Source organism: Faecalibacterium sp. PGM34 (genome assembly GCF_054456555.1).
Genome location: NZ_CM136898.1, coordinates 2701885 through 2728104 on the forward strand (window position 1 = coordinate 2701885; position 26220 = coordinate 2728104).

At 52.4% G+C, this 26220-nt stretch carries 26 protein-coding genes and 4 pseudogenes; 6 read left to right on the forward strand and 24 right to left on the reverse strand.

Features of this window, described 5'->3' with window-relative positions:
• The first annotated feature begins 22 nt into the window (after positions 1–22).
• Both ACXPUX_RS13220 and ACXPUX_RS13225 read left to right on the forward strand, forming a co-directional pair.
• Positions 23–1369, forward strand: coding sequence for a carboxylesterase family protein (locus ACXPUX_RS13220; RefSeq protein WP_458828695.1), 1347 nt, complete (start codon positions 23–25; stop codon positions 1367–1369).
• Positions 1370–1767: 398 nt separating this feature from the next.
• Entirely contained in the window at positions 1768–3006 is a 1239-nt protein-coding gene (locus ACXPUX_RS13225) for an IS256 family transposase (RefSeq protein WP_458828267.1), read from the forward strand.
• A gap of 353 nt (positions 3007–3359) precedes the next feature.
• Here ACXPUX_RS13225 and ACXPUX_RS13230 read toward each other — a convergent pair.
• The 19 genes and pseudogenes from ACXPUX_RS13230 to ACXPUX_RS13320 all read right to left on the reverse strand — a co-directional run.
• Positions 3360–3497, reverse strand: a pseudogene (locus ACXPUX_RS13230) (TfoX/Sxy family protein); the annotation flags it as partial.
• Positions 3498–3520: 23 nt separating this feature from the next.
• Positions 3521–3976, reverse strand: coding sequence for a GyrI-like domain-containing protein (locus tag ACXPUX_RS13235; protein WP_002595209.1), 456 nt, complete (start codon positions 3974–3976; stop codon positions 3521–3523).
• Between the two features lie 36 nt (positions 3977–4012).
• Complete coding sequence (locus ACXPUX_RS13240) at positions 4013–4432, reverse strand: nuclear transport factor 2 family protein (protein ID WP_458828696.1); 420 nt, start codon at positions 4430–4432, stop codon at positions 4013–4015.
• Positions 4433–4486: 54 nt separating this feature from the next.
• Positions 4487–4864, reverse strand: a pseudogene (locus ACXPUX_RS13245) (TnpV protein).
• Positions 4824–5093 (reverse strand): helix-turn-helix domain-containing protein, encoded by a 270-nt coding sequence (locus ACXPUX_RS13250; protein WP_458828697.1) that lies wholly within the window; start codon positions 5091–5093, stop codon positions 4824–4826. The pseudogene ACXPUX_RS13245 and the gene ACXPUX_RS13250 overlap by 41 nt, the downstream one beginning before the upstream one ends.
• A gap of 261 nt (positions 5094–5354) precedes the next feature.
• Positions 5355–6971: a recombinase family protein gene (locus ACXPUX_RS13255; RefSeq protein WP_002596236.1), complete on the reverse strand. Its 1617-nt coding sequence runs from the start codon at positions 6969–6971 to the stop codon at positions 5355–5357.
• A gap of 111 nt (positions 6972–7082) precedes the next feature.
• Positions 7083–7271 (reverse strand): transposon-encoded TnpW family protein, encoded by a 189-nt coding sequence (locus tag ACXPUX_RS13260; RefSeq protein ID WP_000427739.1) that lies wholly within the window; start codon positions 7269–7271, stop codon positions 7083–7085.
• Between the two features lie 14 nt (positions 7272–7285).
• Positions 7286–8125 carry an ATP-binding protein gene (locus tag ACXPUX_RS13265; RefSeq protein ID WP_000200031.1) on the reverse strand — a complete coding sequence of 280 codons (840 nt, stop codon included), beginning with the start codon at positions 8123–8125 and terminating at the stop codon, positions 7286–7288.
• Positions 8122–8916, reverse strand: a complete 795-nt coding sequence (locus ACXPUX_RS13270; RefSeq protein WP_458828698.1) for a replication initiator protein A — start codon at positions 8914–8916, stop codon at positions 8122–8124. Before ACXPUX_RS13270 ends, ACXPUX_RS13265 begins: the two co-directional genes overlap by 4 nt.
• A gap of 72 nt (positions 8917–8988) precedes the next feature.
• Positions 8989–9375 (reverse strand): cysteine-rich VLP domain-containing protein, encoded by a 387-nt coding sequence (locus ACXPUX_RS13275; RefSeq protein ID WP_002596231.1) that lies wholly within the window; start codon positions 9373–9375, stop codon positions 8989–8991.
• Positions 9365–10990: a relaxase/mobilization nuclease domain-containing protein gene (locus tag ACXPUX_RS13280; protein ID WP_002596230.1), complete on the reverse strand. Its 1626-nt coding sequence runs from the start codon at positions 10988–10990 to the stop codon at positions 9365–9367. Before ACXPUX_RS13280 ends, ACXPUX_RS13275 begins: the two co-directional genes overlap by 11 nt.
• On the reverse strand, positions 10962–11360 hold the full coding sequence (locus ACXPUX_RS13285) for a plasmid mobilization protein (protein ID WP_002596229.1): 399 nt from the start codon (positions 11358–11360) through the stop codon (positions 10962–10964). Before ACXPUX_RS13285 ends, ACXPUX_RS13280 begins: the two co-directional genes overlap by 29 nt.
• Positions 11361–11858: 498 nt before the next feature.
• Positions 11859–12071, reverse strand: coding sequence for a helix-turn-helix domain-containing protein (locus ACXPUX_RS13290; protein ID WP_002586615.1), 213 nt, complete (start codon positions 12069–12071; stop codon positions 11859–11861).
• Complete coding sequence (locus ACXPUX_RS13295; protein ID WP_002586616.1) at positions 12064–12486, reverse strand: sigma-70 RNA polymerase sigma factor region 4 domain-containing protein; 423 nt, start codon at positions 12484–12486, stop codon at positions 12064–12066. The genes ACXPUX_RS13290 and ACXPUX_RS13295 overlap by 8 nt, the downstream gene beginning before the upstream one ends.
• A gap of 171 nt (positions 12487–12657) precedes the next feature.
• Entirely contained in the window at positions 12658–13362 is a 705-nt protein-coding gene (locus tag ACXPUX_RS13300) for a class I SAM-dependent methyltransferase (RefSeq protein WP_034551643.1), read from the reverse strand.
• Positions 13363–13476: 114 nt separating this feature from the next.
• Positions 13477–15396 carry a tetracycline resistance ribosomal protection protein Tet(W) gene (gene tet(W) / locus ACXPUX_RS13305; RefSeq protein ID WP_458828699.1) on the reverse strand — a complete coding sequence of 640 codons (1920 nt, stop codon included), beginning with the start codon at positions 15394–15396 and terminating at the stop codon, positions 13477–13479.
• 707 nt (positions 15397–16103) lie between these two features.
• Positions 16104–16661 (reverse strand): annotated as a pseudogene (locus ACXPUX_RS13310) (ParB/RepB/Spo0J family partition protein); the annotation flags it as partial.
• Positions 16649–17143: pseudogene (locus ACXPUX_RS13315) on the reverse strand (replication initiator protein A); the annotation flags it as partial. The pseudogenes ACXPUX_RS13310 and ACXPUX_RS13315, both read right to left, overlap by 13 nt.
• Positions 17144–17366: 223 nt before the next feature.
• Positions 17367–17825: an alpha/beta fold hydrolase gene (locus ACXPUX_RS13320; RefSeq protein WP_458828700.1), complete on the reverse strand. Its 459-nt coding sequence runs from the start codon at positions 17823–17825 to the stop codon at positions 17367–17369.
• A gap of 183 nt (positions 17826–18008) precedes the next feature.
• Between ACXPUX_RS13320 and tnpA the strand changes: the two genes are divergently transcribed.
• The 3 genes from tnpA to tnpC all read left to right on the forward strand — a co-directional run bounded on the left by tnpA (position 18009) and on the right by tnpC (position 20452).
• Entirely contained in the window at positions 18009–18350 is a 342-nt protein-coding gene (tnpA, locus tag ACXPUX_RS13325; protein ID WP_441915329.1) for an IS66 family insertion sequence element accessory protein TnpA, read from the forward strand.
• Entirely contained in the window at positions 18350–18706 is a 357-nt protein-coding gene (tnpB, locus tag ACXPUX_RS13330; RefSeq protein WP_441915331.1) for an IS66 family insertion sequence element accessory protein TnpB, read from the forward strand. Before tnpA ends, tnpB begins: the two co-directional genes overlap by 1 nt.
• 162 nt (positions 18707–18868) lie before the next feature.
• On the forward strand, positions 18869–20452 hold the full coding sequence (gene tnpC, locus ACXPUX_RS13335; RefSeq protein ID WP_458828701.1) for an IS66 family transposase: 1584 nt from the start codon (positions 18869–18871) through the stop codon (positions 20450–20452).
• 240 nt (positions 20453–20692) lie between these two features.
• Here the strand turns inward: tnpC and ACXPUX_RS13340 are convergent, their stop codons facing one another.
• Positions 20693–20998: an alpha/beta fold hydrolase gene (locus ACXPUX_RS13340; RefSeq protein WP_458828702.1), complete on the reverse strand. Its 306-nt coding sequence runs from the start codon at positions 20996–20998 to the stop codon at positions 20693–20695.
• 146 nt (positions 20999–21144) lie between these two features.
• Between ACXPUX_RS13340 and ACXPUX_RS13345 the strand changes: the two genes are divergently transcribed.
• Positions 21145–21828 (forward strand): sigma-70 family RNA polymerase sigma factor, encoded by a 684-nt coding sequence (locus ACXPUX_RS13345; protein WP_458828703.1) that lies wholly within the window; start codon positions 21145–21147, stop codon positions 21826–21828.
• Between the two features lie 4 nt (positions 21829–21832).
• Here ACXPUX_RS13345 and ACXPUX_RS13350 read toward each other — a convergent pair whose 3' ends face one another.
• From ACXPUX_RS13350 to ACXPUX_RS13365, 4 genes are all read right to left on the reverse strand, one after another.
• Positions 21833–22447, reverse strand: coding sequence for a toprim domain-containing protein (locus ACXPUX_RS13350; RefSeq protein ID WP_458828704.1), 615 nt, complete (start codon positions 22445–22447; stop codon positions 21833–21835).
• A complete protein-coding gene (gene holA, locus ACXPUX_RS13355) occupies positions 22444–23472 on the reverse strand; it encodes a DNA polymerase III subunit delta (protein WP_458828705.1) in 1029 nt (342 codons plus the stop codon). The genes ACXPUX_RS13350 and holA overlap by 4 nt, the downstream gene beginning before the upstream one ends.
• 68 nt (positions 23473–23540) lie before the next feature.
• A complete protein-coding gene (locus ACXPUX_RS13360) occupies positions 23541–25580 on the reverse strand; it encodes a ComEC/Rec2 family competence protein (RefSeq protein ID WP_458828706.1) in 2040 nt (679 codons plus the stop codon).
• Positions 25581–25670: 90 nt separating this feature from the next.
• Positions 25671–26210: a phosphoribosyltransferase family protein gene (locus ACXPUX_RS13365; protein WP_005921321.1), complete on the reverse strand. Its 540-nt coding sequence runs from the start codon at positions 26208–26210 to the stop codon at positions 25671–25673.
• Between the last annotated feature and the right edge of the window lie 10 nt (positions 26211–26220).

The window sequence follows — 26220 nt, forward strand, 5'->3', positions numbered from 1 at the left end:
GTACCAGAAGGAGGACCACCAGATGAAAAAAATCACACGCCGTCAATTTTTGAAAACGACTGCGGCAGTCGGCGCTCTCGGAGCAGCCGCTTCCGCCGGGGCAGTTCCGGCAGGAGCCTGCATCGATCCGCCGCCCGCGGCGGGCTACCCGCAGCAAATCACGATTGGGGCTTACGATTGGGGACCGTGCGTCAGCAGCACCCAGTTCAAATTGCGGCAGTCCGTCCGGGCGGAGAGCGTTCAGGCAAGCGACTTCCAGAGTGCTTACGAGACCAAAGACAGCTACGACTGGTATCAGACCTCCGCCGGGCCCGCAACAGCATCCGGTACACTCCCTGTGGTGGACGCCTGCCCCTGCAACAGCGATGGCTTCCGCGCCGCCAGCGCCCGGATGCTCCGGCTGGAATTTTCGCCGGTGAAGCAGGACGCAAATGTGGTGGGCAGCGTCTTTCGGTTCGACCCGGTACAGCACACCACCAGCTGGTGCAGCGATTATACGCTTTCCATCCAGCTCTCCAAGGATGCCTCGCTCTCGGCTACGCTGTTCGGCCTTCCGGTCACAAAGGTTGAGGTGAACCCTGCCATCGACTTCTCGCGGGCGCGCATCCCGGCGCTGGATCCGTTCCGATTGGACGGAAAATTTACCGGAAGCGACGGACGCACGCTTTTGTATGCGTCTTATGAGCCTTCCGGTGCGGTGGAGGTACCGCTTGTGGTCTGGCTGCACAGCGGGGAAGAGTGCGGCAGCGATGTCCGCATCCCGCTGCTGGCCGAAAAGGTTTCTGCGCTGGCGGGAAAGGCGTTTCAGGATGCATTGGGCGGTTCGGCTTTTGTTCTGGTGCCGCAGACCAGCGAGGTCTGGGACGACGCGCAGGTGCTCACGCTGCGGGAACTCATCGAGCAGTTTGCAGCAGAGCATCCGAACCTGGACAGAACGCGCATTTACCTTGGCGGCAGCGGCGCAGGCGGTGCGATGACGCTAAAAATGCTGTTACAGACCCCGGACTTTTTCGCGGCGGCATTCCCCATCAGCGAGACTTGCCCGGACGCGGCCCTTTCGGAAGCACAGATCACCGCACTGTCCAAAACGCCGCTCTGGTTCACCTATGCAAAAGACTGGCTCCCCGCCGACCCCGGCCAGTACACCGCTGCAACCGTTCGCCGGTTGCAGCGGCTCAATGCGCCGGTCCGACAGACCGCGTGGGAGCAGGCACCGGAGCAGGCCGTGAATGTTTTTTACCGCAATCGCCTTGGCACAATTTACTGCCACGAGGGCGATTGGAGCTGGATCTATTTCTTCAACGACCAGTGCGTGGATGACGCCACAGGAGAGCACCTTTGGCAGTGGCTGGGACAGCAAAAGCGCTGAGGAACATAGCTTTTCCTTTCCGGAAGGGCAATTTTCTCTATGGAAAAGGGCAAACGCCGTTTCCAACTGTGAAGCTTGCGTCCACACAGGTGCCACGCAGGCGGAATGGACCCGGCTGCTTTGTCGTTCGGCTATTGGGTGCTCCGGTGCATCGCTGTTGGGACAGCGTTGAGAAAACTATGAAATTTTACGATTTGACATTCTATCGCAAGACAAGAAATTAGCGCGAATAGCCACAAAAACGAAACCAGCCAGAACAGTCATGAGAGGAAATCGTTTTGAAAGCAGCCCAAACAGCATCTGGCAGCTTCTCCGACAAACGAACTGAGACCATCCCAATAATTGTGTAAACCTCCGGAGAGGTGTAAAATAGAAGCATCAGGATGGAGGAAAAAGATATGTCCCGAAAGAATCGAAGTCCGGAAGAAAAAGCCCGTAGAGCAAAAATCCGTGAACTGCTGCAGATGGCAAATATCGACAGCATGGATGACATCCAGGACTTGTTCAAGGAAACCATTGCCGAATTCATGGAGAATGGTTTAGAGGCCGAACTGGATGAGGATCTTGGCTACAGCAAATACGACTACAAGAACAAAGCTACGGACAACAGCCGGAACGGCCACAGCAGCAAAAATCTGCGGACCAGTTTCGGTGAAGTCGAGGTTTCTGTTCCCCGTGACCGGAAAGGTGAGTTTGAACCGCAGCTTCTGAAAAAGAACCAGACCAGCATCAGTCAGGATATCGAAGAGAAGATCCTGTCCATGTATGCGAAAGGCATGACGACCGGCGACATCGAGGCGCATATTCAGGATATCTACGGGCTGTCTGTGTCAGACACTACGGTAAGCCGGATCACGGATAAGATTCTGCCTGTGGCGAAAGAATGGCAGCAGCGGCCTCTGGAATCGATCTATGCCGTAGTTTTTCTGGATGCGATCCACTACCATGTCCGCAGCGAAGGGCAGATCGTAAAGAAAGCAGTATACATTGCCATCGGCCTTGATCTGGATGGCCGCAAAGATGTTCTGGGGATGTGGGTCGGCGAGAATGAGAGCGCAAAGTTCTGGGCGACCGTACTGAATGGTCTGAGGAATCGGGGCGTAGAGGATATTTTTATCGCATGTACAGACAATTTGACTGGTTTCGATACAGCCATCCATGCAGTGTTCCCGGAAACGGAGATTCAGAACTGCATGATTCACCAGCTGCGGAATTCCAGCAAATACGTTTCTTACAAAGACCTGAAGGCTCTCATGTCCGATCTGAAAGCCGTGTATGCAGCAGTGGACGAGCAGGCTGCTCTGGACGCTTTGGAGACTTTCGCGCAGAACTGGGACAACAAATATCCCAAGATCGCAAAGTCGTGGCGGGAAAACTGGGCTAACCTCAGCACCTACTTCAAATATCCTCAGGAAGTCCGCCGTCTGATCTATACCACGAACACGATCGAAGGCTTTAATCGGCAGCTGCGGAAGGTCACAAAATCCAAGAGCGTTTTCCCGACAGACGACAGTCTGCTGAAAATGCTGTATCTGGCGATGATGGATATTACGAAAAAGTGGACGGGTCGGCGGCAGGACTGGAGCCGAATCCATGCACAGTTGTCCATCTATTTCGCTGAGCGTATGCCGGATTAACACCTGCTGCGGAGGAATGTCAAGGGTATATGAACGGCTTCGCCGCCCTTGACATTCCCCCTTGCCGGCGTTATGTTGTTGTTAAGGCGACAGCCGGTTTCGCCGTCTGCCGCTTTATATTAAAATTGCTCTTGTTTTATAGCTGTCTGGACTTTACACAAAATTTGGGAAAGACCCAACGAACTTTTACCTTTCTATTACAATATATTTGGAACCGGATGTGGTAGCCAACCATATTCCATTCCAACTCGTACCTAAGCTACAATAAGAGAGTAATCGGCTAACGTTCACCTCACTGGGCGTCTACGCCCGCTGCAAAGACAGTTAGCCATCTCTCTTGTTGTAGCATTTGTTTTATCATCATAAATACCGCCTACAATCTTGCCACGATAATAAATGATAAACTCTCCCATCATAGCTCGATAAGTAATTTCTTCTAAATCGGATAACTGTCCCAAAATAAATTCTAAATATTCTTTACTGGACGCCATGACTTCACCTCAATTCTGATTTATTAAACTTCTCTTATCGGGAAGTACAGATAGCCCTTTCCTGTTGCCGGATCGGTATAATCATGAACTGCTCCGACCAGAGAAATACCATCCTCATTCATTTGTCCAATGGTTTCTTCAAACACTCCCTTATGGTTTTCAACAACTATATACTCATAATCTGGTATTATCCATTTTGTCCATCCATCAGGTGCTTCTGCATTATCAACACATTCCACTCCTGCCAGATACAAGCCTTTGCTAAAGCCATCTTCCCACGGTTTAAATGAGCGAGAAATATCAGACATAGCACCCCATATTCCCACAATGCCACCGTTTGCGTCTTTCTTTGCCAGATGTGCAACTTCACCAAAATGACTATTCGCATCATCCCACAATTTCTGAATAAATCCTTCGCCGTCTAATGTTGAACCCTCTTTTCCAATGACGACAAAACTTTTCTTTATCACTTTAACCATTCCATACCACCTCAAATAAACTATTCATTCCTAATATTAAAACCAACTTGCTCTTTCTTCCCTAAATTCGGATTGGTCGCTTTGCTCATAAGGATTATAATTATTCAAATTACAACCAAACTCTTTCAATGACTTTATTTTATCATCCTTTGTCCATTCAACCAGAGAAATCCCATCAAATTCCTCTATATTCCCATTGTTCATTTCATTTTTGAAATACCATTCTACAATCGTCGTATTTTCCTTGTGGAAGAATTGTTTAATTTCCCAAACAACGACTTTGCCACGGGTATTCCATTCCTGAAACCAGTGTTTTACGATTTGACGATTATTATATTGAGGACTCCAACTTTCAGTATAAATTACATCTTCCGTAAAAATATTATCAATACCTAAATCCTGTTTTGTAAGCCACATTTCAAACCACAATTGAATAATTTTTTCTCTTTCATTCATGATTCAACACCTGACTAACTTCCGATTGAATAAAAAATCACTCTATCCATACCGTTATGCATAAATCATCTCATGCAAAACAATTTCTTCTGCCCGGTTGTGAATGTTATTGCAGCGCTGCACCCATTCCATTTGTTGGGTTCGCTTCAATTCCTCTGTCATACCCTCGGCGGCTTTCATCTGCTCCATGATGGTATCTAACCGATTCTGTGCCTGTTCGTTCAGGTCTGCAAGATATGTCCACAATTCTCCGGTCAGTATCTATGTGTTCAATCTGGCTGGGTGAACTTCTCTTAAATATTCCCGGTGCATCCGTCCATACCTTCCGATAGGGCGGTGTTCCTTCGGCAGCTTCAAGTCCGGGATGTAATAATCTCCAACAAGGATATAATCAATTCCGTTTTCCGTTATTCTTGGTTTCAATTCGCTCATGTTCCTTACCTCCTGTGGAAGCAGGCTCGTCTGGTACTAACTCAATCACATCGGTAATTTCACAATTCAGCGTTTCGCAGATACGGGCTAATGTTTCCATGCTGATATGCTTTCCCTTTCCCATATTGGCAATCATATTTGTGGTAAGACCGGCAGCAAGCCGTAAGTCCTCTTTTCTCATTTTTCGTTCTTTCAATGTATTCCAAAGTGGCTGGTAGCTTATGTGCATTTATCGCCCTGCCTTTCTCCCTGTTCCGGGGTTCCTGCTTCACATTATATCAAAATTCTTGCGAATCCACAATATTTCTTGACGGCTCGCCGGTTCCGTCTGGATTGTGCTTTTCCTTTCCGCTTTTATTTACATCTAATTAGCCATTACCTGCTTCATGCCCTGAGACTTTGCTTATGTGTGATAAAGAAGCAATAGAAGTGCAAAAAATTTTGCCGTTCCTATCCGACACTTGGCCATTGTGTCGGATAGGTCGGGCGGTTATTCGGGCAAGTCAATCTTGCCGACAAAGCTGTAATAAATCTCAATGTCCTGCCTGCGGGTGCCGTTCTCATCATAGCTGCACTCATGCACCACAATTTTCTCGATCATTTCCCGCAAGAGAGTGGGGGTCAGTTCTTCAAAGGCAAGGTGCTTGCGGACAATGCCCATAAATTTCTCGGCGTTGACGGTAGCTGCCTGTGACTTGTCCAGTTCGGCTTGCAGGGCGGCGGCTCTCTTTTTCAGCTCCGCTTGCTCGGCTTCGTAGTCAGCCGACAGTTCCATGAAACGCTCATCGCTGATTTTGCCGTTTACATTGTCCTCATACAGCCGCTTGATAATGCGGCTGATTTCAGAAATGCGTTCCTGCGCCTGTTCAAGCTGCTTGATGGCTGCGGCGGTCTTTCGCTTGCCGCCGATCTCGTTCTGCTGGACAAGTAGTTTCACAAACCGGCTCTCATGCTTGGCTGCGTATTCGGTCACTTGCCGGAGATTTGCCAGGACACCAGCGGTCAACAGATCGGTGCGGATAAAGTGCGCCGTACAGTTGCGGGTGCGCTTCTTGTAGCTGCCGCAGATGTAGCAGTCCTGTTTGCGGTCTTTGTTCTGATACCGCTGCTGATACAGCACATGGCCGCAGTCGGCGCAGAACAAAATCCCGGAGAACAGCCCCACTTCATCGTAGCGGTTCGGGCGTTTGCGCTGTTTGCGTAACTCCTGCACCCGTTCCCATGTTTCCTTGTCGATGATCGGCTCATGGTGGTTCTCGAAAATGGCCTGCTTCTCGACGGGGTTCTCTATGCTGTGCTTGACCTTATAAGAAGGCTTTTCCGTTTTGAAGTTCACCAGACATCCGGTGTACTCTCGGTTTTCGAGGATATGAACGACGGTGTTGGTCGCCCATTTGCACTCATAGCCTGGGTGATAACGGCGGGTGCTGCCTGTCCGCTGATATTCCAGCGTCCCCGGCGTGGGGATTTGCTGCTCCGTCAGCATACGGGCAATCTTGGTCGGGCCGTTCCCGGCAAGGCAAAGCTGGTAAATCTGCTGCACCACCGGGGCGGCTTCCTCGTCTATAATAAAATTCTCGTCCTCGTCCATCACATAGCCGTAAACCGGCTTGCTGGTAACAGGCTTGCCGCTCATGCCTTTTGACTTTTTCACTGCCTTGATTTTCTTGCTCGTATCTCTCACCAGCCATTCATTGAACAGATTTCGCAGCGGGGTAAAATCGTTGTCCATGCCCTCGCTGGCACTGTCCACATTATCGTTGACAGCGATAAAACGCACACCCTTTTGAGGGAACAGCATTTCCGTGTAAAACCCTACCTGCAAGTAGTTTCGCCCTAACCGGCTCATGTCCTTGACGATGACCGTACCCACTTTCCCGGCTTCAATGTCCGCAAGCATGGCTTGAAATCCGGGCCGCTGGAAGTTCGCGCCGGAAAAACCGTCGTCGGTGTACCAGCGCAGATTGGTAAAGCCGTTCTGTTTTGCGTAGGTTTCGAGTATCCTTTTTTGGTTCGATATGGAATTACTCTCGCCTTGCAATTCATCCTCGTGGGACAATCTCGGATAAAGGGCGGTAATGAGGTTTTGGGTGGCTTGTCTTAACATAAAATCCTCCGTTTCCGACAGCCAGCCCCACTATTCCGTGGTTTCATTGTACCACGGAACAGGGGCGGCTGTACAGCGGTAAAAGTGATAAATCTGCTTCTTTACAGCTTGTCAAATCGCCTTTTTTTGTGTAGCAGCGGCTTCCGCTTCCAGTACCCTCGCCATCTTGTCGGCGGCGGTGCTGGTGGTGTCTTTCTTGAAAAAGCCGGACACGACAAGAACGGTATTCCCCATGCGGATTTCCGTCACGCAGTCGGGGCGGCGGGTGGTACGGTGGTCGTGCTGCTTGATATTCTCCATAGGCAATACTCCTTTCATTCAGCCAGCAGTTTCTTCATGGTTTCCATTTTCCGCTTTGCGGTTTCCTGCCGGAAGTTGACGCCAGTAAAGCGTATCGGGACGCACATGGACAGCAGTCGGTCATAAATCCGGGAATGGGCCGTGTCTGTCGGCTTTTTCAACTCGTCCAGCGGGCGGTTGGTGGTGGCGATCAGCGGCTTGTTGCTGCGGTATCGGGTATCAATCACATGGAATACCTGTTCCAGTCCATAGTCGGTGCCACGCTCCATGCCGAAGTCGTCAATGATAAGCAGCGGATAGCGGCAAAGGCGGGAAATATACTCATTCCGGCCTGTAAAGCCGGGAGAGAGGTCGCCCAGGATAACGGCGAAGTTCGTCATATATACGGGGACTTCTTTCTCCATGAGGGCGTTTGCGATACAGCCCGCAAGGTAGCTTTTCCCGTTGCCGACGTTCCCCCAGAACAGGCAGCCGATGTTTTCGGCCTGCATTTCTTCCCAATGCTCCGCATACCGCCGGGCAATCCCGGTCTGCGGGTTTCTGCCGTTGTCGTTCTCGAATGTCCATTGCTGCATGGCTGAGTCGGCAAAAGCCCTCTGTTTCAGATTTTCCACGGCTTCCACATGGCGGCGGTGTTCCTCGGCGGCCTGCCGCTGCTCACGGGCGGCTCTCTGGCAGTCGCACTCTGCCGGGTGGCGGTCACGGCCAAACAGCTCCTTACCCTCCGGGAAGTAGGCTTCTTTCGGCGTATGGCACTTTCCGCAGTAAAGCAGTCCGTCCTCGCCGATATAGTCCTCCATCTCCGGGGCGGCGGTTGTCATGTTCTCCAAAATATCTTTGATTTCACTTGTCATAAGCTTTCTCCCTCCATACAGGTATAGTCGGGGATGCCCTGTTTTACGGCTCCCTTTTTGTCATTGGCCGCCCATCTGTGCAAGGCGGCGGCATAATTCTGGTAGGCTTTCCCGCTGGCGGCAAGGTAATGGCTCATTTCCTCAATCAGCCGTTCCAGCCTGTCCGGGTATTCTGCCTGTAACTCGTCATATTCGTCCTTTGACAGAAAAATATTCTCATATCGGCCATAAGCTGTGGGCGGCTCCCCACTCGCTCTCATTGTTTGGTTCTCTATTAAGTTGTTTATATTAGTTTTGTTAGGGGTCGGTTTTCCGACCATCATAGGGTCGGTTTTCCGACCGTCATAAGGTCGCTTTTCCGACTGTATGAGGGTCGCTTTTCCGGCCATCAGTTGGTCGGAAAACCGTACCACTGGGACAGGCGGCACTTTCACATAAAGCCGATTGGGTGCGGAGAAGCCCCGCCGTTCCCGTTCTAAAAGCCCGGCTGCGTCCAGTTCTTTCAAGGCTCCCTTGATGGCGGTACAACCCTTGTCCAGCATTTCCGCTATCTCCGCAACGGGGTAGACAATGAATATCCTGCCCTCGCCGTCCTGCCAGCCGTTCTTCTGTGACAGGGTGGAACGGTCTAACAGCAGCGAATACAGCAGCTTGGCGGTCTGTGAAATCTCCATTTTCAGCAGGAAACGGGGATACGGCAGATAGGCGGGCAGCCGCGTGTCTGCCCTGATATAATCAGCGATAGGATCACCTCCCTGTGTTCGGGTTGATTTTGGCGTATTGTCACGCATTAAAACGCCGTTTCCGGGGGAAAAGGATAAATGTATCGCGTACCCTTTGACACCCACGAAAAAAGCCTTGATTTATGCGGGTTTGAAAGGCTCTAAAGCGTGACATCTCTGCCTTTGTTTCCGCTTTCTCTCGGCGGCTTTGATTTTCTTCATGCGCCCGGCGCAGTCGGGGCAGTATTTTCCCCGGTTGGATTTGGGGACAAAGGCCGCCCCGCAGACGGCACACCGTTTCCGGCTTCCCCGGCACAAGAGGGCTGCGGCCAGCTCCCCGTCAAGGGGCAGGACAGCCACACGGAACCAGTGGCACATGAGGGAAAAGGAAATGCTCTGGACGCACACGCAAGGCTCCCCGTCGTCCAATAGCAGGCAGTTCCCCTCATCGTAGTTACAGCACTCATGTACCAGCCGCCGCGCCCGCCGGTGCTGGCGGTAGTCCATGTGGGGCAGGTTATCGCTCATGGCTCTGCTCCTTTCTGCGGTGCGGCTCGTCCCGGCGCAAAATCTGGTCGATGTTCCGCTTGACGGTCTGCAACTCCTTGAACCGCTGTTTCTGTTCGTGATAGGTGTTATACAGGCCGTCTTTCTCGGAGATAAGCTGCTCGATCTCGGCCTGCAACGCTTTCCGGGCGGGCAGCTTGGTAATGCCATGCGCCTTGAAATACCGGGCTGCTGCGTCGGCTATGATAAAATCGCTCTCATGGGCCTGCCGGTATGCGGCGCGGGCTTTCTCGGATTTCTGTGCCCGCAGCCCGTCGCGGGCGGCCTTGGTCTGGGCGTAGGCCAACACCTGCCGCTGCAACTTCTTTTTCCCTTGCAGCTTCGTTTCCAGTGCTTTCAGTTCGCCGCTGGTCTGGCGCATTTTCTGATAGGCGGTGTCAACGGCGGCTTCTAACTGCTCCGGGGAAGTAAAGCCGTATTGCTGGTAGACGGACAGCGTTTTGGCGGCCTGCTTCAGATTGTGTATCTTCGCCCAGCGTTCATAGCCCCGGCCTTTGCCCTCGGCCATTTTCTGCTCAATGTCCACAAGCCGCTGCACTCCGTCCTGTTTCGGGGCGGCTATCTCGGCTCTGGCAACCTGCAAGCGGTCTTTTATGGTGCGTGGGGGATCGGGGGATCTGGCTGGCGCTTCGGCTGCTCTGGCGGCGTTTTGCTCTAAAACGGCAAAGACAGCGGCGCGGTCAAAATCGTCGCCCAGCTTCCGGGCGGTAATTGGCTTTGTCCTGTCCGGCGTGAGGTAGGAAAGCCGCCCCCGGCTCTCCTTGACGGTCACACCCTCCTGCAGCAACAGAGAGGAAAACTCGTCAAAGCTGGCGGCGGTGGCAAGGGCTTTCCGTAGGGTCTGCCGCAGCTTCTCCTTGTTCGTTTCAAACTTGGTCTGCCGGGGCGTGATACTATCGGCAATCATGGGGGCGTTCTGCTTGTCCAGCGCGGCCTGTCCCTTTTTCTGCGCCCAATACTCCCGGTCGGTGACGCGGTTCTTGCTGCCGTTCAAGAGGTCGATTTGATAAAGCCCCTCCCGGTGGCACATCTCCATGACTTCGGATTTGAAGTAGCGCAGGGCAGCGTCGGTACATCGGTGCTTGCAGCCGACTTTCGTATCGGCCGGCCTGTCCATGTAGGGCAGGAACGGCACTTCCTCAATCCGCAGGCTGTTTATGACGATATGCACATGAATGTTGCCGCTGTGGTTATGCCCGTCCGGGTGGGTGCAGACAAGGGCCTGGTGGCCGGGAAAATGCTCTTTACAGAATTGTTCCCCCAACGCCTGCGCCCGGTCTACGGTCAGGCCGTTGTCCGGCCCGTCCCGCGGGTCAAAGCTGATGATGTAGTGGTGGCTTTTCACATCTTCCCGCCGCTGGTTTTTCTGATAGCGGAGATTGGCCCGCATACACGCAACGGCAAAATCCTCCCCGTCGCAGTTCAGCGTGGACAGCCGGTAGTCCTCGCGGGGGATAAGCCTGCCGGTTTCATCAAGGACGGGCTTCATGGTAAACTCGTCATGCTCAAAGAGAAGATATTGCTCGGCGGCTCCGTAGTCGGCGTTTTTAGAGTTGATATGCTTGAGTGTTGCCAACCGCGTCACCTACTTTCTTGAGGACTTCATACTTGAGGACGGCAAGGTCGGATATGGCGGCGCGTACCTCGCCGGAAAGGGTGTTGTAGGGTACGCCGTATTCGTTCAGATACCGGGCAATCTGATTGAGGTTGCCGCCGATCCTGCCGTACTCGGCTGTCAGCTTCCCGACAGCGGAAAGCAACTCGTCATTGACCGACGACACATGGACAACCGGGCGTATGGTCGCCCGCCGTATCGCCTGCCGGAGAAATTCGGACTGGCTGATACCATAGGGCGCAAGCCGCGCTGTGAAGTCGGCATACTCATCTTCGGACAGCCGGGTTTTCACAACGCGGCTGCGGTGGGGCGTGTTGTATTTCTTTCGCATGGTGTGACCTCCTTTCTCGCCCGTAAGGGCGCATGAGCAGGGTTTGGGGAAGGCACTCCCCAACAAGTTTCCCGCGAGGGGCAAAACTGCAGAATTGCGGATTTTGGCACCGTGGTAGAAACTTGCTCTCCGTGACTGCAAACTTTCTCTCACTTCCGTCCGCCACTTTTTTTGGAAAACTGCAACCACAAAAGTTTGTTTCTCTTTTTCTGCTACTACTAATCCTGTAAAGGGCATTCCTGCCCGCTTTCGCTAAAATGACACCGGACGCAGTGGTTTCTACCCGGTGTTGGAGAAATCCTTTCTCTTTGCCCTCTACTACGGGTAAATGCTCCAAATGCCAAACACCAGGGCAGAAAAATTCCCTCCTCGCTTACTACTACAACCGGCAGGGGGCAAAATGGCCGGGAGCGGAGCCGGACAACAAAAAAAGCAGTAAATCTTTTTCAAGACTTACTGCTTTCGCTGGCCGCGTCGGTGGCGGCTGGTATTCAGTTTTTATGACTTGTCCGGTGGTTCGTCAAGCCGGAACTTGAATTGACAGTCAATTAACCGCTGCTTTACATAGTCCTCCACCTCGGCGTTGACCTGCCCGTTCACTTTTGAGAAATAGCGGATATATCCGGCGTAGTGGAGCAGGACAGCGTTCACGGCTTCTGGGTCGCCCTCACGGGCTTTGAGGATTGTTTCATAGGGGAGAAGTCTACTCATACCGGCTCACCCCCATTTCTTCGCGTAGCCGCTGCAAGGCAAGCTGGATATGCCGCCCCGCTGTGCTGCGTGACCGGCCAATACACGCGCCGATCACGCGCTGCGGCTGGCGCAGAAAGTAATAGCGCAGGATTTCTTCCCGCGTCTGCTCCGGCAAAACAGAGATCGCGTCGGCAAGGGCGGCGTTGCAGAGCAGGACGGTCTGACCGCAGACGGTAAATGGGTATTCCTCGTCCGGCTCCGACGCGGCAAACTGGACAAACTTCTCGTTCATCAGATAGTCAAGGGAAACTTGCCGTTCCCATTGCCGTTTAAGCTTCAAAATCTTGTCCAAGGCGGCACAGCGGATAACAGTCTTGCAAAAGGCGTTGTACCTGCGCTGGATATATTCTTGATAGGCTATCTGGTCGGTCATGGAAATTCCCCTTTCTGAATAATAGTGCGGGGCGGTGGCACTTCTTGCTGTCGCCCCTTGATTGCCTACCAGCAAAGGCGGGCGGGGCTGTCAACGGCTGCGCATATGCGCCGTTCATCTTGACCGTTGACTGGCTCGGCTGGGTTTGCTATTTACCCGACAAACTTGAATTTATTTTAAGCTATCACGTTTTACCTTCTTAAGCCTTACTATCATTACCATAGGAATTTCTTTGTTGGTTTTAAAACATTCTTCATAAAATCCATCAATGACAAATCCAGCTCTAAAACAAAGGTTAAAAATATCTTGTATGGAACGATGATAATAAATCTGCTCTTTCGGTTGCCCTTCAATCGCTATATCATAGTAACTGTGCGGTGTCATATATTTTTCAGTCAACGTGACAAAACAAGGGTGTTGCGTTGCAAAGACAAAAATTCCGCTTTCCTGCAACAGTTCATAAACAGCCATAAGAAGTGGTTCAATATCCGTAATATCCATAATTGCCATATTAGAAACTGCTTTCGTAAAGGCTCGATTTCTTTTTAATTCTAATATACTTTTTCTATCGGTCGCATCCGCCACACAAAATTCAATTTGTTTTGCATATTGTGATTGCCGTCTTTTAGCCAATTCTATCATTTTTTTGCTGTAATCAAAAGCGACAACCGAAGCGCCTCTTTGTGCAAGATACGAAGAATAATTTCCATTGCCACACGCAATATCCAAAATGTAATCCGCAGGATTAGGAGATAGAAGTTCCGTTACTTTGGGACGCACTACCTCTCTGTGAAATTCATTAGATTCGTCACCCATTGCATTATCCCAAAATTGTGCGTTCTCCTCCCAGATTTTTTTACTTTCCTCTGTTCCCATGTTCTCTCCCACTCCCCAAAATTTGCTTTTTTGCTTCCATTAAATCTTCCTTACTATATTCCATTGTTACCCTCCATAACTTCTGATTGTTGCCGTCTTGACGATTATGTATCTTTACATTACCTTCTGAAACATATGGCGCACCTTGTCCAGGCGGCTGTTTGGACGGCGGGGCTGGATGACCGGCTGACCGACAGCGGCCTGATATCCTTTCAGCTCTGTAAGGCATACGCTCCGCCCGTTGGTGTAAAAGGCCAGATCAGTACGGTATGCCTGTATACAGCGGGCGGGAATCTCGCCAGTAATGACAACTTCATCCTTTTTTACCTGGGCCGTTTCGATGGTGGCACAGTATTTCGGTGCATCATGATAAGCCCTGGAAAGGTATTCCTGGGGCGCATAGAGGATGAAGGAGAGATAAGGTTCCAGCAGCTGCGTCCCCGATTCCTTCAATGCCTGTTCCAATACAATCGGGGCCAATGAGCGGAAGTCCGCCGGCGTGCTGACTGGACTGTAATAAAGCCCGTATTCAAAGCAAATCTTACAGTCCGTTACGTTCCAGCCGAACAAGCCCTGCTCCAGCCCGTAACGGATACCATCCCTGACAGCGTTTTGAAAACTCTGGTTCAAGTATCCCAGCGAAACCCGGCTCTCGTATTGTACGCCGGAGCCAAGCGGGAGTGGTGTAACAGACAGTCCGATAGATGCCCAAAACGGGTTGGGCGGCACCTCGATATGGATGGTGTGGCTGGCTGCTTTGAGCGGCCGCTCCATATAAATGACGGTGGGTTCCTTTACCACTGTTTCAATCTTGTATTTTTCCGACAGCAAAGCGGAAACGACCTCCAACTGCACCCGGCCCAAAAAAGAAAGAATGATCTCATGGGTGATGGAATCCACCTCGCAGCGCAAAAGCGGGTCAGTATCCGCAAGTTGCGTAAGAGCGTCCAGCAGCCGTTCTCTTTGCGCTGCCGTTTTCGGCGCAATCGTCGTCCGCAGCATGGGGAGGGGAGCATCACTCCACATTTCACGAGGAAGTTGGGTTTTGTCCCCCAATATATCGTTTAATCTCAAACTGTCGCTGGGAAGGATGACAATTTCGCCCTTATGGGCGGTATCTGTCCGAACAATCTCCCCTTTGGATGGAATACGCATCTCTGTGATTTTCAGCTTTTCTCTCCCGGCCAGGGCCACCGTATCCCGCAGACGCAGCGTTCCGCTGTATAGCCGCAGATAGACAAGCCTCTGGCCGCAATCTGTATACTCCACCTTGAAAACGCTGCCGCATAGGGTGGCGCTCCCCTGTTCCCCAATCGGTTGGAACAGCCCTGTCACCGCATCCATCAACGGTTGAATGCCAAGGCCATTTTTGGCGCTGCCATAATAGACCGGGAACAGGGAGGCGTCTTGAACCCGCCGCTGTTCCTCCCGCACAAGTTTTTCCCGGCTGATTGGTTCTCCTGCGATATACTTTTCCAATAATTTATCGTTATTTTCGATGACCGCATCCCATGCTTCTATGTCGGTATTTTCCTCCAGGACTATTTCCGGGGACAGCGACACCGTCTGCTTGATGATAATATCGGCGGAGAGCTTATCCCGAACAGACTGAACCACGCTCTGCAAATCAACGCCAGCCTGGTCGATCTTGTTGATAAAGATAACGGTGGGAATGTTCATTTTCCGCAGGGCATGGAACAGAATACGGGTCTGGGCCTGCACGCCATCTTTAGCGGAGATCACCAAGATGGCCCCATCTAAAACAGCCAAAGAGCGGTACACCTCCGCCAAAAAATCCATGTGGCCGGGCGTATCCACAATGTTGACTTTACATCTGTGCCACTGGAAGGAAGTGACTGCCGCTTGAATGGTAATCCCACGCTGCCGCTCCAAAAACATGGTGTCCGTCCTCGTTGTCCCTTTTTCGACGCTCCCCGGTTCTGAAATGGCTCCGCTGGCATATAGCAGGCTCTCCGTCAAGGTCGTCTTTCCAGCGTCTACATGGGCAAGAATTCCAATATTGATTATTTTCATGTGATTGTCCTCCCTTTACTGCCCCGAAGGGCATAAAAATCCCCAGCAGTAAAATACTTTTACCACTGGGGATGATAATTTGCGGACATACACATATACAGCATACACCTGTTTGTGAGTGCTGTTTTTGGGGATATGTCAAAATTGATAAGGCAAAAGTATTCTTAAATTGGGTACAAAAAACTAAGCCCCTACAAAAGGGACTATCATAATCCTTTGTTCCCACTATTTGATTATAGTTTTATTTAAGAAAACCTTGCCGCATATTTTTTACTCCTTTTCTGGAATTGAATTATTATATCACATCAGTTTGAATTATTATATCACATCAGTTTTAGGAAAACAAGTATCTAAAAGAAATTTTTCTTCCCCTTATATGTAACAATCATACCGGCTTCCTAACGTTCAGAATGGTTTCTACTGTCTGCTGCGGTGTTTGGTTGGAATTGTCCAGCCAAAAGCCGATCCGTGGTGTTGTCTGCATTTTACTAAATACAAATTCAATGTATACAGAAAGAAATATATAAGGAGTGGGAGGGATTCCGCCGTAGTCGGCATTGTAGGAAAATCCAAAAGTTTAGATTTTCTCAAAATGCTTATCTTTTGGTCTTTGGTTCGGAATAGTGTAGTGCTGGCGGTCTATCTATTGTTTTCGGTTGCTTGCTTCTTTACCGTACATGAGCATTGGAGCCGGGGTTGTCGTTACCATAGCTGAAATCTCCCTGCTGTGCTATCTTTTTCAGTTGCTGCGCCTGCGATAAGGACGGCGCATTCTGGGTGTCCTGCATGGCTTCTAAAAAATCCCGCTGTTGGGCTTCTTCCAGATAGGACAACTCCACAGCGGGATTGAAGGCAATTTTCTTTTCATCTACCATGTCCAGCAATTCGGGAACAAGGTTGGTCAGGCGGATAAAACGCTGGACTTGTCTGCCACTTTCCTCGTTTCCTTTTCCGACCAAATCAGCCGCTTCCAACTTCCCGACAACTTGTCGGGAAGTTAAATCCGACCTAGCACCTTGATTTTTTAGAGCTTCCAGCTTCATTTCGTAGGCAAAAGCCCTCTCGCTGGGCAGGATGTGTTCACGTTGGAGATTGCTGTCCACCATGAGCAGGATGGCGGCATCGTCCGTCATTTCCCGGACGATAACAGGCAGCGTGTCCAGCCCGGCAAGCTCGGCTGCGTGCTGACGGCGGTGGCCGGAGATGATCTCATACCCGCCTTCTGGGCGGGGTCTCGCAATCAGCGGGGCCAGTACGCCGTATCTTCCTCATCCGGGCAGACCCGGAGCAGCAAGTCCACCTCCAACGACTGCATAAAATACGCTTCCAGCCGTGTGCGCTCATCCGGTTCGTCCTCCGCGTCGGAAGAGAAAGGATCAGGTTCACTCCCCTCGGTTTTATTCCACTCAGTCTTATTTCCTCGTGATTTTGCCGTTTCCTGCTGCGCTGAATCCGCGGCACCGGAACCGTTCTTTTCACGATTCCGGAAACGCGGGTCTGCAAAGTTTTTGACGTAAATCAGATTGGGTTTTCCCAGCCCGCGCCGTTTGCGCTCAATCAGACCAAACTTTTCCAATTCCCGGAACAGTTTGGTTGCCTTGTTGTCTGCGCAGCCCAGTGCATCCATCACTTCCTGCACAGGAAAAATGATATACACCCTTCCCTGCTCATCCAGCCATCCGTTTTTCGCCGACAGCCCCATGCGGTCCAACAGGATGCCGTACAGCGTTTTGGCATCGGTGGACAGGTCAACTAGAGTGGGAAATCATTGCTCACTTTGCATTCATTGAAAAACGTACATATTTAAAAGCATGTTGTGCTACCAAAAGTAACGGGCAAGGATGAGATATTTTTCAGTTTTGCTTGGCATTTTGTCTTTTTTCAGATTTCAGCGTATAAAAAAAGCGGACAACCGTTTTGGGGTTGTCCGCAGAAGGATGTATTGTTTTCGTCACTCGATAAATGGAAATTTAACGAACTAACCTCTTTACTCTTTCAACATAATCATCTGCATGATTTATGCTAATATCTCCGTGATAATATCCTTGTAATACTTCAAGTTCACTATTTGGTATTAAATGAACAATTTTAGTTGCTGATTTTTTCATAATAGGTCTTTCTTTACTTCCAACTAATACGAGGGTCTTTGCTTTAGTATGCGATAAAGTATTTTTTACTTCATAATTAGAATTTGACTTCATAAAAGCAATTAAATTATCTTTTGTAATTTTACAAGTATCTTCATAATATAGAGAAAACAAGCTTTTTTTAAGTTTCAAACTTTTAAATTGTAGTTTTGAAAACCACTTTTTACTTATCAAACAATATGATAAATTAAATATTGGCTCTATCATTTTATAGGTAAAGTCCATTGGCATTACCAAAGCGCTTTCAACAATAGCACATTCACATATATCGTAAGCGGTCAATCTTCATCCGTATTATAATCAACTCCACTTTATGAGATAATAGACTCTAAGAAGTCTCAGAAATCCAAAAAGTCCAAGGCAAATAGCAAGGAACTATTAAAAGACGCAAAAGTCTCGGAAGTTTCAGATATCGAACGAGACGTATCAGAAGTCTAAAAAGTCTCAAAGGATGGAGCGTGAACTATGGCCGGTGAATATCATAGCCTGAAAAAGCAGCAGTATCTGAATCTGATCAAAGAGTGTGCGCACAGCGGAAAGAACAAGCGCGAGTGGTGTTCCGAAAAAGGAATCAAGTATTCCACATTCATGCGTTGGCAGGCTTTGCTACGGGATGAGGTGGCAGAGCAGGTCATGGAACAGCAGGCGATCGTACCAGTGAAAATTGCTCCACCGGCATCTGGCACTCGTATTCCAGATCGTTCATCCCGGCAGGAGGTCGAGATCCGGAAAGGAGAACTGTCGATCTCTTTGCCGAATTCAGTGTCTGCCGCATACATCCTGGAAATCATAAAAGGTCTTTCCTGATGCTGGGGGATATCCGACAGGCGAAGAATGTGTACATCGTTACAGGCTACACAGATATGCGAAAAGGAATACGAAGCCTGGTGCCCTATGTGATGCAGAATTTCAAAATGGATCCATATGAAAGCGGCCTGTTTCTGTTCTGTGGCAAGAAGTGTGACCGCATAAAGGCACTGCTTTGGGAACCGGATGGATTTGTTCTTCTGTATAAGGTACTGGACAACGGCAGATACCAGTGGCCCCGGAATGAAAAAGAAGTCAAAGAGCTGACATGGGAACAGTTCACTTGGCTCATGCAGGGCCTGAGCATCGAGCAGCCCAAAGCGATCCGTCCAGGCAAGCCAAAATTCTATGTGTAGTTTTCAACAGTGCTTGCGTTTTTCGCGTAATATTCTGACCAAACGAACCGCCTTTTTGACCGTAATTTTCTCCGTGGCAATCTCCCTCATTTTGCTGGAAATCTGCTCTTTTCTCCTGTATAATCTTCTTGTGAAGAATGCAGAAGAAAGGCGGCAAAGAATATGACGGAGATTGATTTGAGCACTCTGACCCCGGAGATTGCCGCCTACATTCGCGCTCTTGAAGCGAAGAACCAGAAGCTGGAAGAAGAAAACCGCGCCCAGAAGGATGCGCTTGTCCGGCTGCAGTCTCTGAACGAGCAGCTCGTTTGCCTGCGCAAGCGTATGTTCGGGCAATCCAGCGAGAAGATCGAATACGTCGACTGCAAGCAGTTGGATTTTTTCAATGAAGCGGAAGTCTGCTGTGATGCCGCAGCTCCCGAGCCGGGGAAAACTGTTCCGGTAGCAGCCCATTCACGCAAAGCAAAGCGTACCAAGGCTGAGCTCACCGAGGGCCTGGAACACCAGAAGGTCTTATGCGAGCTGCCAGAGAATGAGCGGATCTGCGCCCGGTGCGGCACTGAGATGGTTCGGATCGGTGAAAAATACATTCGCTCTGAGCTTACCATTATCCCCGCAAAACTCTCTGTGATTGATTATTATACAGCAACCTACAAGTGTGCTCACTGTGAGCAGGAAACGGGTGAATGCTACATTGAGCAGGCGAAAGCCCCGGTTCCGGTCATGAAGAAAAGCATGGCTGCTGCTTCCACAGTCGCTTATGTTATGCAGGAAAAGTTCCAGAAAGGCGTACCTCTCTACCGACAGGAAGAATATTGGAAGAGCCAGGGTGTTGACCTGCGACGGAACACAATGGCAAACTGGGTCATTCGAAGTTCCCGGTGGTTTGCCCCTTTATGGGATGCCTTCCGGGATGAACTTCTCCAGAGTGGCATTGTCAATGCAGACGAGACGGACTGCCACGTTCTGAAAGAGGATGGCCGCGAATCGAAACAGATGTCGAAGATGTGGGTGTTCTGCTCACCGGAAAAGAACATTGCGCTTTACCAGTACAAACCCAGCCGTAAGGGCCAGGTAGCAAAAGAGATGCTCAAGGGCTTCTCAGGCTATCTGCAGACCGACGGCTACTCGGGTTACAATGCGGTAGAAAATGTAACTCATATTGGCTGCTGGGCGCATGCGCGGCGTAAATGGGTGGACTGCTTCGTGGATAACAAGCCTGTGGAGGGCAGCAAATCTCAAAAAGCGTTTGAGTACGTTGAGAAAATCTTTGCGCTGGATTCGTCGTGGAAGGATCTGCCGCCGGATGACCGAAAGTCACATCGCCTGGCAGAACTGAAACCTGTTATGGATGAGTATTGGGAGTTTCTGAACAGCTTTGAATCTGACAAAAATTCAAATCTTGGCAAGGCACAGACTTATTCATTGAACCAGAGGGAAGCCCTGGAAAGTGTTCTGCTGGATGGCCGTCTGACGCTTACCAACAATCTTGCAGAGCGGACCGTGAAGCCTTTCGTTATGTCCCGAAGGAACTTCCTGTTTTGTGACACCTCGAAGGGTGCAGATGCAAGTGCGCTGTGCTTCAGTATGATCGAAACGGCAAGGCGAAATGGTCTTGATCCTTTTGGGTATCTGCTGTTTCTGCTGCAGGAGCTTCCTAAACTTGGTGAAATGCCTGCAATGGAACAGCTCAAACCTCTTTTTCCGTGGTCTGAGTCCATCCCGCAGTATTGCCATCTTACCTGATTTTCTGCACCTCCTGTCCGAGGTGCTTTTTCTTTTGCCCTTGATGGGTGATTATTGACCGCTTACGCTGTTTCTGCTGCAGGAGCTTCCTAAACTTGGTGAAATGCCTGCAATGGAACAGCTCAAACCTCTTTTTCCGTGGTCTGAGTCCATCCCGCAGTATTGCCATCTTACCTGATTTTCTGCACCTCCTGTCCGAGGTGCTTTTTCTTTTGCCCTTGATGGGTGATTATTGACCGCTTACCATATATCAGGATTTTTAGATAATATTTCTAATAAAATTTGTCCGCCTAATGATAGCCCTCCAATTAGTTTTACTTTTCCATTATAATTTTTATTTATAAAATTTATTATTTCTAGAGCATTGCTTTCAATAGAAGTAAAATTTGTATCACTTCCTGAATGTCCATCTAATATAGGAATAACTATGTGAAATTCATTTTCAAGCAAGGATATTTCATCTATATAATTCCACCAAGAAAGACCTCCACCGTGTAATAAAATTATAATATCATTATTCTTTGATCCATATTCTTTATATTCCATCTTACACCTCTAAATTCCGAGTTATCCCCCTCAATATACCACGCTTTTCCCCCGCAGAAAAGCTGCTGCGCACAAAAGGCTTCTCCGGCAACTATCCGCGCCCCGGCTCATACAATCTAACAACTATGTACCGGGAGGGATATCGTGTGCTGCTGACTTTACTGCAATTTTTCGCCACAAAATTTCTGTTTCTGGCGCTCCATCTGGAAAGCGGCTGCTTTCCGCGTCCGCTCACAGCCCGGGAGGAGGCCGCTGCTTTCAGCGCCCTGCACACCGGAGATGCTGCCGCCCGGGAAAAGCTGATCCGCCACAATCTGCGGCTGGTGGCGCACATCGTAAAAAAATATTACGCTCTGCCGGGTGATCAAGAGGATCTTGTTTCCATCGGCACCATCGGACTGATGAAAGCGGTAGATACCTTTGATGCCACACGCAAGGCGCGGTTTTCCACTTATGCAAGCCGCTGCATTGAAAACGAGATCCGCATGCAGTTCCGGCGGGAGCGCAAGAGCGGGCAGACCGTCTCTCTGCAAGAATCCTTGGAGGCAGACGGGGACTCGGCGCTGACCTTAGCGGACGTGATACAGGACGGCTTTTGCATGGAGGACAGCTGTGAGCGGCAGGAGGATGTCCGGCGGCTGCGGCAGCTGCTGGACACCCTGCCCGCCCGGGAGCGGCAGATCTTACTGCTGCGGTATGGGCTGGCCGGGCAGCCGCCCCTGACCCAGCTGGAGACCGCCGGGCTGCTGGACATCAGCCGCAGCTATGTTTCCCGGCTGGAGACTCACGCGCTGGAACTGCTGCGGCAGGCGTGGGGCAAACACAGCTAGTTTTTCACTCCTGCAAAATTTTTAACTGCAATTCGTCCAGTTGTTCAAAAGTGTACAGGCGGTTGAAGGCCTCCACCAGCTCCTTTTTGGAAAGGCGCGGCGGCAGCCCCAGCGCATTCAAGAGTCTGGCCTTGCGCTCGGCGCTGCCGGGCTTGCCGGAAAGCCCCCACTCGTACAGGTCGGTATAGGTGGTCTGCCGCCCCGCCGGGCGCACCGGCACGGCTCCGGCTTCCTCACCCAAGGCGTCCAGCAGTGCCTGCCGCACAAGGGCGTCGTCCACGCCCTCTACCCCCAGCAGACCCTCCTTGCCGGGCTGCGCCTTGCGCTTTTCCTTGCCGTGGATGGCGGGCACATAGGCCTGCACCACGTTCTGCGCACCTACCATATTAGTGATGTAATTGCGGATGCGGAAGCCTGCCGCGTCCGAATCCGTGAGTAAGATCAGGCCGTTTTTCTGCGCCAGCGCCCGGAACAGCTGCTGGCGCTGTTTGTCTTTATAAATGCCAAAACCGTCCGTCAGCAGGATCATGGCATCGGTCAGGTGCGCCAGACGGACGGCATCGTACTTGCCCTCCACGATCAGCACCCGGTCGGTATGGATCATCTCGCTTTGCATCATCTTTCGCTCCCCGCCAGCGCCAGACGGCACAGTGCTGTTTCCAGCAGTGTCTGCGCCGCCACAGGCTGGCTTTTCAGGCTTTGGTCCAACTCCAGCAGCACCTGTAAGCAGGCTTCCAGCTGGGGCAGGGTGTAGTGGGCAGCAGTCTCTGCCGAGCGCTTCAGCCGGTAGTCGCTGCCCTTATAGCCAAAATCCTTGTGCACTGCACTGTAATTTTTTCGCTTTGCCGCCCCAAGCTTGACCCGGTACAGATCCACATAGCTGCCGATCATCGCCGCCGTAATGGCAATGGGCTCCTGCTGCAATCGCAGCAGGGTCTGCAGCTTTTTGCAGGCTCCGGTGGCGTTTTTGGCGGTGATCATGCGGATCATCTCGAACACATCCGCTTCAAGACTTACCGTGCCCATCTCTGCCACCATGGAGGCGCTCACGGTCTGGTAGCCGGACAGCGCACAGAGCTTATCCACCTCGTTTTCCAGCAGAAAGGGGTCCTCGCCGCAGCGCTCCAGCAATGCGGTGGCTGCGCCGTCCGGCAGGGCTGCGCCCTGCACCTTTGCCCGCTCCATCATCAGATTTTTCAGTTCAAAGGGGCGGGGCTTTGCCATCTCCTCGGTGTAGCCGATGGCCTTGCACTGGGCTTGCAGCTTTTGCGCCTGCTTGCCCAGCTTGAGCTTGCCGCGCTCCAGCGGGAACACGCTGCCCAGCACCGCCACGGCGTTTTCCAGGCTGGAAAGGGTGCTGCACAGCTCGTCCAAGTCCTTGCTGCCGTAGGCGGCAGGGTCTATTTCCGGCAGCACCACCACACGCCTAGTGCCGAAAAAGGAGATGGTACCCGCTGCCATGATGAGCTGCTCCAGCTCCGGGGCAGCGCCGTCCAGGATGGTGGCATCCTCGTCACTATCTGCCGACAGCACCCGCACCGCTGCCGCCACTGCCTGCCGTACCAGATACCGCTCGCTGGAATAAAAATAGTAGACCGGGCAGCCCTTGTCGGCCAGCTGCCGGAGTTTTGCTTCCGTGGCCATGCAAATGCCCCTTTCCTGTTATAAAATGCTCCTTGTATTGTACCACACTCGGCCCGGATTGCAAAGCGCTACCCTAGTTTTTCGCCGCCGGTGCGGCGCAGGCTGAGGGAGACTGTGTACTGCGTTTCCGGTGGCATCCAGCTGTAACTGCGCAGCGCCAGCAGTTTTTGGTACTGCACCGCCTCCGGCTCTTTCGGCGTGGCGATCAGCCACTCCGTTTGCAGCGGCTGCGCCAGTTCTGCCTTGCCGCTCAAGGTCACAAACTGTCGGTTGCCGATGCTCAACCGCACAAGGCATCCTTCCCGGGTGCGCAGCAGCTCCACCGCCGCCGAGGTGCAGCGCAGCTTGCGGCTGGTATAGAACGGCAAACGCTCTGCCCGGATGCCCTGCTGCGCGGGCAGAGTACAGGCAGTTTTTGCGTTCATGCGCAGGTCTACCACCAGTTCCACGGTGCGCACGCCCCGCCGCGCCAGCTGGTTTTCCACCGCACGTTGGGCGGCGCTGCCGCCCCGGAACAGCACCACCGCCCGGTCGTTCTGGGCAATCACCACCGCAGGTGCCTGTGCGCTGCCTACAAGGTCGATGTGCACCACGTCCCGGCTGAGGGCGTTTCCCAGCCCGATGCCCACCGCTGCTACCAGCAGGATGCCCGGCAGCGCCACCCGCAGACGCACCCGCCAGCGGAAGGCCAGCACCCCAAGCCCGCACAGCAGCAGACAGACCAGCGCCGCGTAGGCGGTATCAAAGTAGATGGCCGCACCGGGCTTTGTGCTGAGCCAGACCGCCCAACCGTTCAATAGCCCGGTGAGCAGGTCTGCCGCCCGGGAGAGCACCCCGTGCACCGGTGCCAGCCACGGCACCAGCCCCACAAAAGCCACTGCCAGCCCCAGCAGAAGCAGCGGCTGCACCATCCATAGCACCGCGATGCTGGAGACCACCGCCCACGCGCTGACACTCAAGCCCCGCAGCACCAGTACCGGGAAGGTAGCCGCCGAGGCGCAGGCGGCAATACAGGCACTTTCTACAAGACCCTGAAGCCGTTCCGGCAGCCTGTTGAACCACGGGCGCCTGACCGGCCTTTGCCGGTTTTCCCCGGCTTTGATCCAAAACCGCCTGTCATGGGCGTCCCGCATCCGGCGGATGCAGGCTTTGCCCGCCACCGTGCCCACCACTGCCGCAAAGGAAAGCTCAAAGCCGATATCCCACACCGCATAGCTGTTGGCAGCAGTCATCAGGATGCCTGCCGCCGCCAGCGAGGTGAGGACATCTGCCGGCCCCCACACCCACACACCCAAGGCACTGACCCACACCGCCACGGCAGCGCGGCGCACCGAGGGTGTAAAGCCGGTCACACCCATCAGCACCAGCGCCAGCAGGCTTTTCCAGACCGTGCGCCGTCTGCGGCTGCGGTAGTTCTGCTCCCAGCGATAGGGCAGCAGCACGCTGAGGATATCCCCGCACAGGATGGAAACGTGCATGCCGCTGACCACCAGCACATGGGAAAGCCCTGCGCCCCGGTAGGCGCTGCGCAGCTGTGCCGAAAGCCCGCTGCGGTCTCCCACCGTCATAGCTGCCAGCACGCCGCCGGTGTCCCGGTGCATGGCACGGCGCAGGCTCTCGCTCAGTTTTTGCTGCAAGCGGTGGGTGCGGGCACGGAAGCTGCCGCTCTCGCCCAGTACGGTAAGCTGCGGCTTTTCCGGTACAGGCTCTGCCTGCAAAGCGATGCCGTCTGCATACTGTGCCGTCCGCTCTTCCATGTCCAGTTGTTGCAGCGTGAACCAGCCCTGCACCCGCTGCCCTGCCGCGCAGGCGGGCAGCTCTGCACAGGTGATGCGGAAGCCCGCCGGACTACCATTCACGTTTTCCACCCACAGGGTCGCGTCTACTGTGTCCGAAAAATAGCTGCTGTCCGCGCGTTCCACCTCGGCAGTCAGCAGCACGGTGCGCCCGGCGTAATTTGACCGGGCACGCTCCAGCCGGGCGCTCGTGGTATGCACCGCGCAAAGCCCCGCCAGTGCGCCCAGCAGCAGGCAGACCGCCAGCTTACGGCTGCCATCCGGGATGCAGAGCAGCAGCAAAAAGGCGACAAAAAATGCCGCAAACGGCATAAAAAGCTCCGTTTGCGGCAAAAAAGTCCATAGGAAACTAAGGCCCATCATTCCGGCGCAGAACGCGCAGAGTGGGCGGCGCATCCCAGCTTAGTGGAAGAACAGGGGCAGCGGCTCAAGGAAGATGATATCCTTGCGCTCGGAAGCGTCGCCCTCGGCCAGAACAGCGGCCTGACCCACGATGGTGCACTGGGTCTTTTCAGCCAACGCATCCAGCGCCTTCAGAGAGCCGCCGGTGGAGATGACATCGTCCACCACCAGCACCCGCTTGCCGTTCATCTTTTCCAGCTCCTTGCGGTCGATGACCAGCTTCTGCTTACCGGCAGTGGTAATGGACTGGTCCTCCACCACAACGGGGTCCGGCATATACAGCTTGACCCCCTTGCGGGCGCAGATATAGGGCTTGCCGCTCTGGCGGCTCATCTCGTGCGCCAGCGGGATGCCCTTGGCCTCGGCGGTGAGCAGGATATCAAAATCCGGGCACTTCTTCAGCAGCTCCGCAGCAGCGGCCACGGTCAGCTCGGCATCACCCAGCATAATGAACGCGGCAATGTCCATGTGGTCGTTCACCTTGCAGATGGTCAGCTCACGGGTCAGGCCTGCAACGTGCAGGGTATAAGTTTCAGCCATAATCAAAAAT